Genomic DNA, 12,861 nt, shown 5'->3' with positions numbered 1-12,861 from the left:
TATAGAGGTTATAATGGAAGTTTATTCTACTGAAGAACAACAAGTTGAAGCAATAAAGAGTTTTTGGAAAGAAAACGGTAGTCAAATCGTTGTCGGTGTTGTCCTAGGTTTAGGCGGATTTGGCGCTTGGAATTGGTACGTTGATAAAGAAGCTGCAACACAAGAAGCCGCTTCAGTACAGTACGAAGAGTTTGTAAAAGTCAGCCAGGCTGATACGGCTTCATCTGAGTCGGTAGAAACAGAATTAAAAGCATTTACCACTACCTATGGTGAATCTGGTTATGGTGTATTTGTCCAGTTGCTTGCTGCAAAACAAGCGGTTGCTGATGGCAAATTTGATGTTGCTGCAAATAACTTAACATCGGCTTTAACATTGACAGACTCTGTGAGTTTAAAAGAATTAGTTTCTTTGCGTCTTGCTCGTATCCAAATTCAATTGGAACAATATGATGTTGCCTTACAAACATTAGGTACGATTAACAGCGATGGTTATGTGGCACGTGTTGCTGAATTGGTGGGTGATGTACATTTAGCTCAAGGTGATAAAGATAAAGCTCGTATGTCTTATCAGTTAGCAGCAGACAATGACGGCTTAGAAGGCAATAACCTACTTAAAATGAAGTTAGATGATTTAGCTTTATCTTCAAAAACAACTAGCTAATTTAAGGCCCTGTTGAATGTTAAAACAAGCTAAGTTCACGGCAATTACACTTGCATTAGTATTCGGTTTAGCCGGATGTGAAAGTAATGAAATAAAAGAAGAATTCCGTATAGCAGAAATTAAACCATTAAATTCAACGAAAGAAGTTGAACTTGTTTGGCGTGAAACTGCGGGTGCTGGTGTTGATAACTACTTTTCAAATTTAACGCCAGCGGCGATTGATAACGTTGTTTTTGCTGCAAATCGTGATGGTGAAGTTGTTGCATTTGACGAAAACAGTGGCGATGAAATTTGGTCAACTGATGTAAGAGTCAATCCTCCTACTTTATGGGATGCATTAACTTTTACTACGGTAAAACCTGAAAAATTAAGCGGTGGTATTACCGCGGCTTATAAAAATTTATACATAGGCACTGAAAACGGCGATGTACTAGCTTTGTCACAAGAAACGGGTGAAGTGTTATGGCGTACCGAAGTTAAAGGTGAAGTTGTTGCTGCCCCATCAGCTGGTGAAGGCTGGATAGCAGTTACTACAGCTGCAGGTTATGTTGCGGCTTTACACCCAGATACTGGTGAAATACGCTGGCAAATAGCGACGGATGTACCAGCTCTATCTTTACGCGGTACTTCATCACCAACCATCGCAGGAGGTGGTGTTCTTGTTGGTACTGCAACTGGTAAATTATCAGTTATAATTTTAGAACGTGGTATTCCAGCTTGGGAACAAGCTATTGGTACCGTTCAAGGTTCAACAGAGTTAGAGAAGTTAATCGACGCAGATAGTAAGCCAGTTATCAATGGCACCACTGTTTATAGCATCGCTTATAATGGCAACCTTGCTGCTTTAGATATGATGTCTGGTCGAGTGTTATGGAAACGTGAATACTCGTCTTACCGCAATCTAGCTATGGATTCAGGTGTACTATACTTAACTGACGCAAAAGGTAATGTTATTGCGGTTGATGCCGCTAGCGGTATTGAAAAGTGGACTTCATCTGAATTGTATAATCGTCGTTTAACACAACCTGTTGTATATAAAGATACAATCGTTGTTGGTGATTATGAAGGTTACTTCCACTTTTTTGATAAAACTACGGGGCAAATTGTTTCGCGTTTTAAATTCGCAGATTATGACCGTTCTGTTTTTTGGTGGTTTGTTAACTGGTTCAACTTTGACGAAGAGGGCGCATACGCTCAACCAGTTGTTGCTGGTGATATGTTGATTATACAAACGCGTGATGGAAAAGTTAGCGCTTTACGTCTACCGTAAACATTAGCCCTTTAGTTTAGGCTTTGTGTCTTTGATAAAAGACCCAAAGCCTTTTTTATGTCACAGCTTCAATATGAAAGATGTGGCAACAACCTAACTATCAAATCTGATATTTAGGCCTTTTAGTAAAATTTAAATACATTACTCTATAAATATGAGTGTATGTTTGAGGTGAATTCATGCTTCCTGTGGTTGCTTTAGTTGGTCGTCCTAATGTTGGCAAATCGACTCTTTTTAATCGATTAACACGTACAAGAGACGCGCTAGTAGCGGACTTTCCTGGACTTACTAGAGATAGAAAGTACGGACAAGCAACACATGCCGAACACAATTTTATTGTGGTCGATACTGGTGGTATCGATGGTACTGAAGAAGGCATTGAAGTTGAAATGGCAGAACAGTCATTATTAGCCATTGATGAAGCTGATATTGTGTTGTTTTTAGTTGATGCTCGTGAAGGTCTTACTGCATCAGATTATGCTATTGCGGAACATTTAAGAAAATTAAATAAAACCACGTTTATCGTAGCAAATAAAGTTGACGGTATAGATGGCGACTCTACAACGGCTGAATTTTACAATTTAGCAATGGGAGAAGTTCATCAGATAGCTGCTGCACATGGTCGTGGTGTTTCATTATTGTTAGACCAAGCATTAATGCCAGTTATTGAACAGTTGTCAGAGCAGTTTGAATTAGAAATGGCGGCGTTGTCGATTGAAAACGGTGATGCTGAAATAGATTTCGAAATTGCAGAACCAGAATTTGATGAAAATGGTGACATCATCGAGGTTGAAGAACCTGAGCATGTCCCATTTGCCGATGTGCCAATTAAATTTGCTTTAATTGGCCGTCCTAATGTTGGTAAGTCAACGTTAACTAACAGAATGTTAGGTGAAGAACGTGTTGTAGTATATGACTTGCCTGGTACCACTCGAGACTCAATCTACATCCCTATGTCTCGTAATGATCAAGATTATGTGATTATTGATACTGCAGGTGTTCGTCGTCGTGGCCGAATTCGCCAAACTGTTGAAAAGTTCTCGGTAGTTAAAACTCTGCAAGCAATTGAAGATGCCAATGTTGTATTATTGATGTTGGATGCTACGGAAGGTATTTCAGATCAAGATTTGAGTTTATTAGGTTTTGCCCTTAATGCCGGACGTTCAATTGTTATAGCGGTTAATAAGTGGGATGGATTAGACCAAGATGTTAAAAATGATGTTAAGCGTGAATTAGATAGACGTTTAGGCTTTATTGATTTTGCTCGTTTACATTTCATCTCGGCTTTACATGGTACTGGCGTAGGACATTTGTTTGAATCTATTGATGAAGCATACCGTTCAGCGACCAAACGTATTTCAACGTCTATGGTTACACGTATCATGAAAATGGCACAAGATGATCATCAACCGCCTATGATCCGTGGTCGTCGAGTTAAATTAAAATACGCTCATGCTGGTGGTTATAATCCTCCTAGAATTGTAATCCATGGTAATCAGGTGAAAGATTTACCTGACTCGTACAAGCGTTACTTGATGAACTATTACCGTAAGGCATTAGACGTAATGGGTACGCCAATTAAGATAGAATTCAGAGAGGGTGCTAACCCATTTGAAGACAATAAATCAAAAAATATGACCTTGTCTCAACAAAGACAAGCTGGTGGATTTATTAAAAGACACAGACGACCAGGCTAGTTTTTGATGGATAGTTGTACAGTAAGGCACTTTTTTGTACTAAACTCCTGTAGTTTAGGGGTTTTCCTGCTTGGATTTATAAAGTCAGAATGCTAATCTCGTTGAAGTAGTATTCAATGAATACAAATGATTTAGTAATTGTATAAATTATTACAAGAAGAGATATGAAAAATTTAGTAGACAATTTTCCAAAACAACACAGAGTAACAGCCCTAATAGCATCTATGGTATTGGCTTTGTTGATCGCATTACCTAGTGAATCTGCTAAAGCATCAAGAATGACGAGCAACCCAGTTACCGTCTCTAATGCCATTGTTGCTAATTATGCAGCACTCTCTGTTGGTCAAGACTATCCAGTGCCTTTAGATTTCAGCGAAGTAAACACAGAAGTTGAATTCACCGATTTGTTTAAAGTTAAAATACGCAGCGGTGATTCATTAGCAACTATCTTTACTCGAATAAAACAACCTCAAAAAACCATGTTAGCGATTGCAAGCTCAGGCGATGCATCGAAAACCTTTACACGTTTGATCCCAGGTAAGTTTTTAGAATTTGAATTAAATAAAGACAAAGAGGTTGTCTCATTAAGTTATGAGCAAGACCAATTAACAACCGTTGTTGCTAAATTAGCAGAAGACAAATCATATTCATCTTCATTCGAAGAAAAGTCTAGAACGATAAAGTCGGTTTACTACGAAGGTAAAATTGATAGTAACTTCTGGAATGCAGGCGTTGCTTCTGGCTTAAACGATAATATGATCATGAACCTAGCAAATATTTTTGCCTGGGACGTCGATTTTGCTTTAGATATTAGAGCTGGTGATAGCTTCTCTGCATTAGTAGAACAGATTTATATTGATGGTGAATTTATTGGTCACGGTGATATCGTGGCTGCCGAATTTATTAATCAAGATGAAAAGTTTACCGCAGTTCGTTATGACGATGGCCGTTATTACACGCCAGATGGTGACAGTATGCGTAAAACCTTTTTACGCTCACCAGTAAACTTTAAATATATAAGCTCTAACTTTAGCAATAGACGTTTTCACCCTGTACAAAAAAGAATGAAAGCGCACAGAGGTGTGGACTATGCAGCTAATACGGGAACTCCTGTGTTTGCGGCTGGTGATGGTAAAGTTATAAAAGCAGGATACGACAGATTTAACGGTCATCATGTGTTTATCGAACATGGCGGCGGTATTACAACTAAATATATCCATTTCTCAAAGCGTAAAGTACGTCGTGGTCAAAAAGTTAAGCAAGGACAAGTGATCGGTTTAGTCGGTTCAACTGGCTTAGCTGCCGGCCCTCATTTACATTATGAATTTTTGGTAAATGGCGTTCATCGTAATCCTCGCACGGTATCTTTACCTAAAGCAAATCCATTGAAAGGTAAAAACAAAACACAGTTTGTTGCTTTTGCCGAAGAGCGTTTAGGCTTGTTAGAGCATAATAAACAGCTACTTCTAGCTATCCGTTAATTAAAAGTTGATAGATGGAGTTCGATGAATAGTAAGAGTTATTTTGTCGGTTTAATGTCGGGAACTAGCTTAGATGCTATCGACGTTGCTATTGTTGAAATACAGTCAATTAACTCTTACGATAAAATCTCACTCGTAGCGTTTCATAGTGTCTCCTTACCCAAATTAATCAAATCTAATCTCATACATTTGTCCTTTGAACAAAACGTTAATATGCAGATATTAGGGCATACTGGAATACAGCTAGCTCAGTTATTTGCAGATGCTGTTAATGACTTAATTAGCCAACAACAGATTGATAAGTCACAAATAGTCGCCATTGGTAGCCACGGTTTAACTATACGTCATCAACCGAACGATGAATTTCCCTTCAGTATGCAAATAACGGATGCTAATTTACTGGCTCAATTAACCGGTATTGATGTGGTTAGTGACTTTAGAAATATGGATGTTGCTGTTGGTGGCCAAGGGGCTCCTTTAGTTCCTGCATTTCATCAAGCTCTTTTTACGCAAAAATCTAATACAGAGATAGACCAACCGTTAGATGATGAAAGTGAAGCTTGCATACTGCTTAATTTAGGTGGGATTGCTAATATAACGGTATTAAACCCAAATGCAGACGTGATTGGTTACGATACTGGACCTGCTAATACTTTATTAGATACTTGGTGTGAAAAACACACTGGGAAATCATATGACAGCCAAGGCTTGTGGGCCGCATCAGGTGTTGTTAATCAAACTTTGTTAGACATCATGTTGGCAGACCGTTATTTTTCGTTGCCTTGGCCTAAGAGCACAGGTAAAGAGTTATTTAACCTTGCTTGGCTAAGTAAACAACTTGAGCTATATGCAGTTAAAGTTGCTGCAGATATAACGGGTAACAATCCTGTACCTCAAGATTTATTGGCCGAAGATATTCAAAGAACCTTACTACAGTTAACGGTCGTAAGCGCTGCAGATCAAATCAAAACATTTACGCACAGCAAACGATTATTTATTTGTGGTGGTGGTGTTCATAACCAATTTTTGATTGAACAGCTACAAAAACAGTTACCTTTATATACTATTCAAGCGACTGATGAGTTAGGTATTAACAGTGATGCACTGGAAGCAATGGCTTTTGCATGGTTAGCCTATTGTCGTATTAATTTAATTAGTGCAAACTCACCCTCAGTTACTGGTGCCCGAAAAAATATTGTAATGGGTAGTTGGTATAGTGCTAAAACAGATAGGGTTGATAATTGAATTACTTAGTCACAAATTTTATTAAAGCGGTTTATATACCGGTAATCTTAATATTCGCTCTGTTTTTTGTGATACAAAATGGCATGTTGGATTTAAGACCTTGGCAAGCGCTGTTAAAACAAGCGCCTATGTTTTTATTCATCGGTGCCATTGTGGTAGCGCTTAAATTCAAACAAAGTCGAGTTGTTTATATATTACTGTTCTTGTTATTAAGCTGGGCGCTATTTGTTGAGATTGAACATTTTAAGTATTTGAAGTTTAGCCCATCATTGTGGTTTTTAAGTCAGTTGTTGATTTTGGTGTGCTTTAGTTTTGATCAAAATAAAACCATTTTTGGTCGTCATGGCTTTTTCAGAGCCGTGATTATCTTAGCCATCATTATGGCCAATTACCGCTTCAATCATTCAATTACCTTACATGAATTATTAAATACCGAATTAGTTACCGGCTTAAAGCTCGGTGGTATGACACAAATAGAATTGATCCTGTCAGTGTTAGCTCTATTAATGTTAGCGGTAAAGTACATTTCTAGTCCGAGTAAATCCATTTTAAGTATTTGGATTATTACCTTTTTCCTTGTTTACTTCCGACTCATTGATGCTGCTGTACTTACGCATTTAGTGGCGTTCTCCGTATTTGGCTTGTTACTCATTCAAGGTGTATTAACCGACTCTTATCAAATGGCATTCTCGGATGAACTAACCGGGTTGTCAGCACGACGAGCATTATTACAATCGTCTCTTTCGTTAGGTAAAAAATATACTGTTGCTATGCTAGATATAGATCATTTTAAAAAGTTTAATGATACGTACGGGCATGATGTCGGCGACCAAGTGTTGAGATTAGTGGCAAGTAAAATTGATGATGTTAAAGGCGGTGGTAAAGCTTATCGTTACGGCGGTGAAGAGTTTACGATTGTATTTCCGAACAAGTCTGTTCACTACGCTATCCCTTACCTAGAGCAAGTTCGTGAAGCGATTGCGAGTTACGCTATGACAATACGTGATAATAACGACCGTCCAGACAATCGTAAAACCGGTAAAGCACAGCGTTCTAAAGCTCAAAGCCGCAGTAAAACGGTTCATGTCAGTGTCAGCATTGGTGTGGCAGAAAGAGAAGGCGAGTTAAAAGAGTTTGACGAAGTAATGAAACAAGCAGACGAAGCTTTATATCGTGCTAAAAAATCAGGGCGAAACTGTTTAGCAGAGTAAATTCATTAACCTTATTGATCAGTTAATGATTTCATTATTTTAAGTTAACGTAAATAAGCAAAATGACTGGTAACACTATGGCGATTGGTTGCCGTTGCCATATTAATATAATTAGAGAGTAATATGACCCAAACCGATCCACAGCGTAAACCTAATGTCTTCCTAGAACTGATCATAAATGTTGTTGTTCCTTCGTTAATATTAATGAAGTTATCGGATAATGAGTCTTTAGGAAGCGTTAACGCGTTAGTACTCGCTTTATTATTTCCATTTGTTTACGGGCTCTATGACTTAATAAAAAATAAGTCATTTAACTTTATCTCCTTGTTAGGTTTCTTAAGTACCTTGTTAACTGGTGGCATAGGCTTATTTGAACTTGACGTACAATGGTTGGCTGTTAAAGAAGCTGCAATCCCTTCTGCAATTGGTTTTGTTGTGTTCTTATCTGGATTTAGCAATAAACCAATCATTGCTAAAATGTTATTAAACCCGATGATATTTAATTTAAACCTTATTTATGACGCCCTGGCTAAATCTAATAATACCGCTCAATTTAAGTCCAAAATAAACCGTGCTAATCATTACTTATCCATTACTTTTGTCTTTTCAGCTGCGATGAATTATTGGTTAGCAAAATGGATAGTAACCAGCCCGACGGGTACGGTTGAATTTAATCAAGAACTTGGTGAAATGACAATGCTGAGTTATCCAATTATTGCGATACCATCATTTATTATGCTAATTGCTATTTTGTTTTATGTGGTAAAAACAATGGAGAAGTTAACGAGCTTACCGCTTGATAAGTTATTTAATAACCAAGGCTAAAATTTGCGTAAATGGTATTTGTAGAATACTTTTATATCATGCTAAATCCCTCGAAGTGACAAACGTAGTGTTTGTTACTTCAAAGATAATTTTGGATGAATATGAAAAAAATTTACTGCTTACTGCTTTCTATTACCTTGTTTTGTAGTTCCCCATACATTCATTCAGAGACCTCCCAGGAAGAACAAGTACATTTGAATTTGATGTCTAATGTCATAGGCGGAAAATGGTGGCTAGGAACGGACAGCTACAAAGTATTTGAGTGGGGCTTAGGTCGTACGCAGATTAAAATGAAACACTTCATGATTGAGGCTGGAAACGAATATATCGTAAGCGAGGGTTTTTTTTATTACTCGCCAGATAGTTTCTCAATTAAAGGTATTTCCACTTTTCAGAAAAAGGGCAAAGCTCCTGAATTATTGGAGTATTTTGGCAATGTTGAAAATGGTTCGTTAGAGTTTATTTATAAATCAATTACATTGGACGGTGAAATTGAAATTTATACTGAAACATGGAAATGGGTAAACGAAAACCAATACCAGTGGATGTTAGTTAGTTTGGAAGATGATATTCCCGCTAAAAAAGGGGTTTATATAAGAAAGCCTAATTAAGTTAACGTTAGGCTCACCTATATTTCAAAATAACTATTAGATTAATACTCTATTTTTTAACAACCGCGGCGGTTAATTTTTTCACTAAAGGTGCCACGGTAACAACAGCAGGGAAGGCAACAACAAAAGCAAAGCTCCAAGCCTGTAACCACAAACTTAATAAGTTATCTGCAAACCCTATGTTAAATACGGTGATCACAAATGACATCAGGCATGACATTAACAATGCCATAAAAAAAGCAAATACTAAGTGCTGGTGTTTTTCTGAAATCATTAATTATTTCCCCAATGATAAGTTGCAACTAAAGCGGTTACTAAAAAGATTGCAGAGTATAAACCCACTTTAAAAAGGTGTCTATGGTATACAACTTGACGCGATTTTACCTATTCAACTAAGCTCTTATTACTTTTAAACACCTCACATAGCAGGGTAGTGCAGGTATATCGTTAATAAATAAAAATTTATTGATTTATATCATAAAGTTAAATGCATATTTGCCGATAGATACTCTATAATCCGCAGTCATTTTTTATTTTCATTGTCGCTGTGGAAATTTTTAGAAATTAAACGAATAGCATTTACGAGAGAGAACCATATGTCTAAACGGAACCAGTCAGTTGTAGATGAAGAAGTAACGTTTAATGAGGGTGAAGAACTTGTTTCAACCACAGATTTACGTGGCGTGATCACTTATGCAAATAGTATCTTCTGCCGAGTTGCTGGTTATGAGTTAGATGAACTGGTTGGTAATAATCATAATATGGTTCGCCATCCAGACATGCCTAAGGCTGCTTTTAAAGACATGTGGGCAAAGTTACAAAATGGTGAGAACTGGCGTGGAGCGGTTAAAAATCGTTGTAAAGACGGACGTTATTATTGGGTTGATGCTTATGTTTGTCCAATCTTTGAGAATGGCCAATTAATTGGCTATCAGTCGGTTAGAGCTAAACTAAGTGAAAAAGATAAAAGCTCTGCAGTAAAAGCTTACAAAGCGTTAAATCAAGGTAAAAATATTGAAGGTTGGTATTCACAGTTAAACAGTCGTCATGTGTTGTTTACGTTATTTAGTGCTGCAACGTTGGCTGGCACCATCTTGGTATCTAACCTATTTGCCTTTTTGTTACCTATATTACCGTTTGTATTTTATGCGGATGAACTGGTGAAAACACCAGCTTATTTCAAACAATTAAAAAGCGAGTATGACAGTGCTTCTCGTTGGGTGTTTTCTGGCACAAAATCTTATAGTGTTGCTGATTTTCATATTAAAGTTCAACAAGGTAAAGTTAGAACTATATTAGGCCGCGTCGTGGATATTGCTAATGTGATGGAAAATGGTGTCGTAGAGTTAAATAGTGCGTCTAGTCACGCCAAAGTCGGTGTTGAAAAACAAACTCATGAATTACATCAAGTTTCTACGGCAGTTGAAGAAATGGTCGCGACTATCTCTGAAGTTGCTCAAAATACTACGAGTACATCAGAAAAGGTTCATCAAGCTCATAGTGATTGTGAAACTGCGACGGAGTCGATGACAAGAACTATGACTCAAGTTTCTTCATTAGCAAAGGATGTTGCTCAGTCATCAACATCAGCTCATGAATTAGCAGAAGAAGCTGAGAAAATTGGCACTATCATGCAAGAAATTCAAGGTATTGCTGACCAAACTAACCTACTTGCGTTAAACGCTGCCATTGAAGCCGCACGAGCTGGTGAACATGGTCGAGGCTTTTCGGTCGTTGCTGATGAAGTTAGGGCGTTATCTAGTCGTACTCACGGTGCTACCGAGCAAATCCATAAATCTATTAATGAGATTCAAAGTACACTACATGCTTGGTCTGATACCATGGCAAAAGGGAAAGAAGCTGCAGAGGTTTGTGTCGCGGATACCGAAGAAACTCAAGGTGTCGTTACTGCGGTTTATGATGCGATCACTGATATCGCAGACTTAACTATGCAGATATCAACGGCAGCAGAAGAGCAAAATGCGGTGTCATTGGAGATCAGTAAAAACATAGTTAATATAAGTGACGCTTCACAGGATAACTTAAATCAAGCTGAGACGGTACAGTCTGAGACTGACGCAATTAGCCGACGCACTGCAAGGTTAAAATCATTAGGTTTGTCGTTTAATTAACATCTAGTTGATATAAACAATAATGAATGCTCGCTGGGGATTAATACTATTTCCCAGCTTTTTTTTGCCAATTTTCTACGATTTGAAATTAAAGCCTCATATTATAATTTCAAATAAAAATTAATTATCATTGATCAAATTTAAGCGTTATTCTCAGACTTATTAAAGAGATCAAAGATTAAGGATAAATAATGAGTGATTTTTACACGTTAAGTGCAACTAGCCTACAAGGGCAAGTTATCAATATGTCTGAATACAAAGACAAAGTTGTGCTTATTGTTAATACAGCAAGTAAATGTGGTTTCACATACCAGTATGAAGGCTTACAGGACTTGTATACCAAGTATAAAGATCAAGGTTTCGTTATTCTTGGATTCCCTTGCAACCAGTTTGGTGAGCAAGAGAAGGGCAGCTCTGACGAAATAACTGAATTTTGTCAAATTAACTACGGCGTTGATTTCCAGATGTTTGAAAAAATTGATGTTAATGGTGAAAATGAACATCCAATTTACACTTACTTAAAGCAACAAAAACCTGGCTTTTTAGGTAGTAAAAAAATCAAATGGAATTTCACTAAGTTTTTAGTGAGCAAGCAGGGGGAAGTCGTTAAACGTTTTGGCTCAACCACTAAACCACAAAAACTAGTGGGAACAATTGAAAAGTTACTTTAATTGCTCTGATTTTAGCTATAACCATCAGTAAAGTTTCGTTTGGTTTAATCATTGAATTGGTTAAACCAAACATTTAGTCCCTCATACAAACCAGCAATTCATTTAATTCATCCCACCTAAAAATAAACTCACAAAATCATCTTTGCAAAAAATTATGTTATGTTTTCTTAACGCAGCTCAATATTTGTTCATTTTAATATTGGTATCATGTGTGCGTTAGTTTTATTGGGCCTTGGAATAATGGCTGAGATCTTAGTGAGTAAGCTTGTTAGTTAGCTTAGATCTGAAACCCAAAAAAACGACCAGCTTAATATCGTAATTTATCCAATGGAGTTTATATATGAAATTTCTTATTTTCTTAGGTACCGTAAGAAACAGCACACCACCGAGACCTGCTCGACTTGGCGTACGAGTATCAAAAGCCTCTATTGCCTGTTTAAACAGTCAATTTCCTGAACATGAATTCGAATTAATCGACGCGTTAGACTATCCATTGGAAGCGGTATTCAAGCCACAGTTTGCCTACGCAAAAGGGCAAGCGCCAGAGGCACTAGACGTATTAGCTGAAAAAATAGAAGCCGCTGATGGTTTTGTCATGATCAGTCCTGAATATAATCATTGTATGAGTCCGGCTTTAACCAATTTACTAAATCACTTTGGCAGTTCTTTATTTTCTTACAAACCAAGTGCAATCGTGACTTACTCAGCCGGACAGTGGGGAGGAATGCGTGCTGCGGTTAATATGAGAACCTTCCTATCCGAGCTAGGTTGTTTGTCGGTATCTGCCATGATCCACGTACCTAAAGCACAAGATGTGTTTACAGAAGATGGTTTAGTACAAGAGGGAGAAGATCAAGCATCCTGGTTTGGTTACTTCGGACGAACGTTTAGTCAGCTAGAATGGTGGGCTCAAGCGACAAGCAATCATAGAGCCGCCGTAAATCCACACACTATGGTTAAAGACTTTAACGTCAGCCCAGAACAGAGAAATGCTCCTTAAAGCATTATAAAGAGATACAGCTTGAATTTTGTGTGCTTTTTATTGGGAAATACAGAA

12 protein-coding genes are annotated in these 12,861 nt (G+C 37.6%); 11 read left to right on the top strand and 1 reads right to left on the bottom strand.

Translation table 11 applies throughout. The annotated features are described in order from the left end of the window. Positions 1–13 precede the first annotated feature (13 nt). The 8 genes from BTO11_RS15020 to BTO11_RS14985 all read left to right on the top strand — a co-directional run bounded on the left by BTO11_RS15020 (position 14) and on the right by BTO11_RS14985 (position 9,001). Positions 14–661, top strand: coding sequence for a YfgM family protein (locus BTO11_RS15020; RefSeq protein ID WP_105053362.1), 648 nt, complete (start codon positions 14–16; stop codon positions 659–661). Between the two features lie 16 nt (positions 662–677). Further along, positions 678–1,931, top strand: a complete 1,254-nt coding sequence (gene bamB, locus BTO11_RS15015; RefSeq protein ID WP_105053361.1) for an outer membrane protein assembly factor BamB — start codon at positions 678–680, stop codon at positions 1,929–1,931. 179 nt (positions 1,932–2,110) lie between these two features. Next, entirely contained in the window at positions 2,111–3,628 is a 1,518-nt protein-coding gene (der, locus tag BTO11_RS15010) for a ribosome biogenesis GTPase Der (RefSeq protein WP_105053360.1), read from the top strand. Positions 3,629–3,792: 164 nt separating this feature from the next. After that, positions 3,793–5,109 carry a peptidoglycan DD-metalloendopeptidase family protein gene (locus BTO11_RS15005; protein WP_105053359.1) on the top strand — a complete coding sequence of 439 codons (1,317 nt, stop codon included), beginning with the start codon at positions 3,793–3,795 and terminating at the stop codon, positions 5,107–5,109. 24 nt (positions 5,110–5,133) lie between these two features. Next, positions 5,134–6,354 (top strand): anhydro-N-acetylmuramic acid kinase, encoded by a 1,221-nt coding sequence (locus tag BTO11_RS15000; protein WP_105053358.1) that lies wholly within the window; start codon positions 5,134–5,136, stop codon positions 6,352–6,354. Then, positions 6,351–7,565, top strand: a complete 1,215-nt coding sequence (locus tag BTO11_RS14995) for a GGDEF domain-containing protein (RefSeq protein ID WP_229793275.1) — start codon at positions 6,351–6,353, stop codon at positions 7,563–7,565. Before BTO11_RS15000 ends, BTO11_RS14995 begins: the two co-directional genes overlap by 4 nt. Before the next feature lie 123 nt (positions 7,566–7,688). Continuing rightward, entirely contained in the window at positions 7,689–8,390 is a 702-nt protein-coding gene (locus tag BTO11_RS14990; RefSeq protein WP_105053357.1) for a VC0807 family protein, read from the top strand. A 101-nt stretch (positions 8,391–8,491) separates the two neighbouring features. After that, positions 8,492–9,001, top strand: a complete 510-nt coding sequence (locus BTO11_RS14985; RefSeq protein ID WP_146105498.1) for a hypothetical protein — start codon at positions 8,492–8,494, stop codon at positions 8,999–9,001. Positions 9,002–9,050: 49 nt separating this feature from the next. On the opposite strand, the gene BTO11_RS14980 is transcribed toward BTO11_RS14985, so the two are convergent. Continuing rightward, entirely contained in the window at positions 9,051–9,275 is a 225-nt protein-coding gene (locus BTO11_RS14980; protein WP_105053355.1) for a DUF2798 domain-containing protein, read from the bottom strand. Between the two features lie 322 nt (positions 9,276–9,597). Between BTO11_RS14980 and BTO11_RS14975 the strand changes: the two genes are divergently transcribed. From BTO11_RS14975 to BTO11_RS14965, 3 genes are all read left to right on the top strand, one after another. Next, entirely contained in the window at positions 9,598–11,133 is a 1,536-nt protein-coding gene (locus tag BTO11_RS14975) for a methyl-accepting chemotaxis protein (protein WP_105053354.1), read from the top strand. A gap of 191 nt (positions 11,134–11,324) precedes the next feature. Continuing rightward, positions 11,325–11,804, top strand: a complete 480-nt coding sequence (locus BTO11_RS14970; protein ID WP_105053353.1) for a glutathione peroxidase — start codon at positions 11,325–11,327, stop codon at positions 11,802–11,804. Between the two features lie 340 nt (positions 11,805–12,144). After that, positions 12,145–12,804, top strand: a complete 660-nt coding sequence (locus BTO11_RS14965; protein WP_105053352.1) for an NADPH-dependent FMN reductase — start codon at positions 12,145–12,147, stop codon at positions 12,802–12,804. The last annotated feature ends 57 nt before the right edge of the window (positions 12,805–12,861 follow it).

This window comes from Psychrosphaera saromensis, assembly GCF_002954545.1.
Taxonomy (GTDB): Bacteria; Pseudomonadota; Gammaproteobacteria; order Enterobacterales; family Alteromonadaceae; genus Psychrosphaera; species Psychrosphaera saromensis.
Note: the sequence above shows the minus strand (reverse complement) of the source record. Positions and strands in the feature narration are given on the sequence as shown.

Bases quoted from the DNA above. Each gene is read 5' to 3' on its own strand.
- BTO11_RS14985 (WP_146105498.1), top strand. From the start codon at position 8,492: ATGAAAAAAATTTACTGCTTACTGCTTTCTATTACCTTGTTTTGTAGT.
- BTO11_RS14975 (WP_105053354.1), top strand. From the start codon at position 9,598: ATGTCTAAACGGAACCAGTCAGTTGTAGATGAAGAAGTAACGTTTAAT.
- BTO11_RS14970 (WP_105053353.1), top strand. From the start codon at position 11,325: ATGAGTGATTTTTACACGTTAAGTGCAACTAGCCTACAAGGGCAAGTT.
- BTO11_RS15020 (WP_105053362.1), top strand. From the start codon at position 14: ATGGAAGTTTATTCTACTGAAGAACAACAAGTTGAAGCAATAAAGAGT.
- bamB (WP_105053361.1), top strand. From the start codon at position 678: ATGTTAAAACAAGCTAAGTTCACGGCAATTACACTTGCATTAGTATTC.
- BTO11_RS14990 (WP_105053357.1), top strand. From the start codon at position 7,689: ATGACCCAAACCGATCCACAGCGTAAACCTAATGTCTTCCTAGAACTG.
- der (WP_105053360.1), top strand. From the start codon at position 2,111: ATGCTTCCTGTGGTTGCTTTAGTTGGTCGTCCTAATGTTGGCAAATCG.
- BTO11_RS14965 (WP_105053352.1), top strand. From the start codon at position 12,145: ATGAAATTTCTTATTTTCTTAGGTACCGTAAGAAACAGCACACCACCG.
- BTO11_RS15005 (WP_105053359.1), top strand. From the start codon at position 3,793: ATGAAAAATTTAGTAGACAATTTTCCAAAACAACACAGAGTAACAGCC.
- BTO11_RS15000 (WP_105053358.1), top strand. From the start codon at position 5,134: ATGAATAGTAAGAGTTATTTTGTCGGTTTAATGTCGGGAACTAGCTTA.
- BTO11_RS14980 (WP_105053355.1), bottom strand. From the start codon at position 9,275: ATGATTTCAGAAAAACACCAGCACTTAGTATTTGCTTTTTTTATGGCA.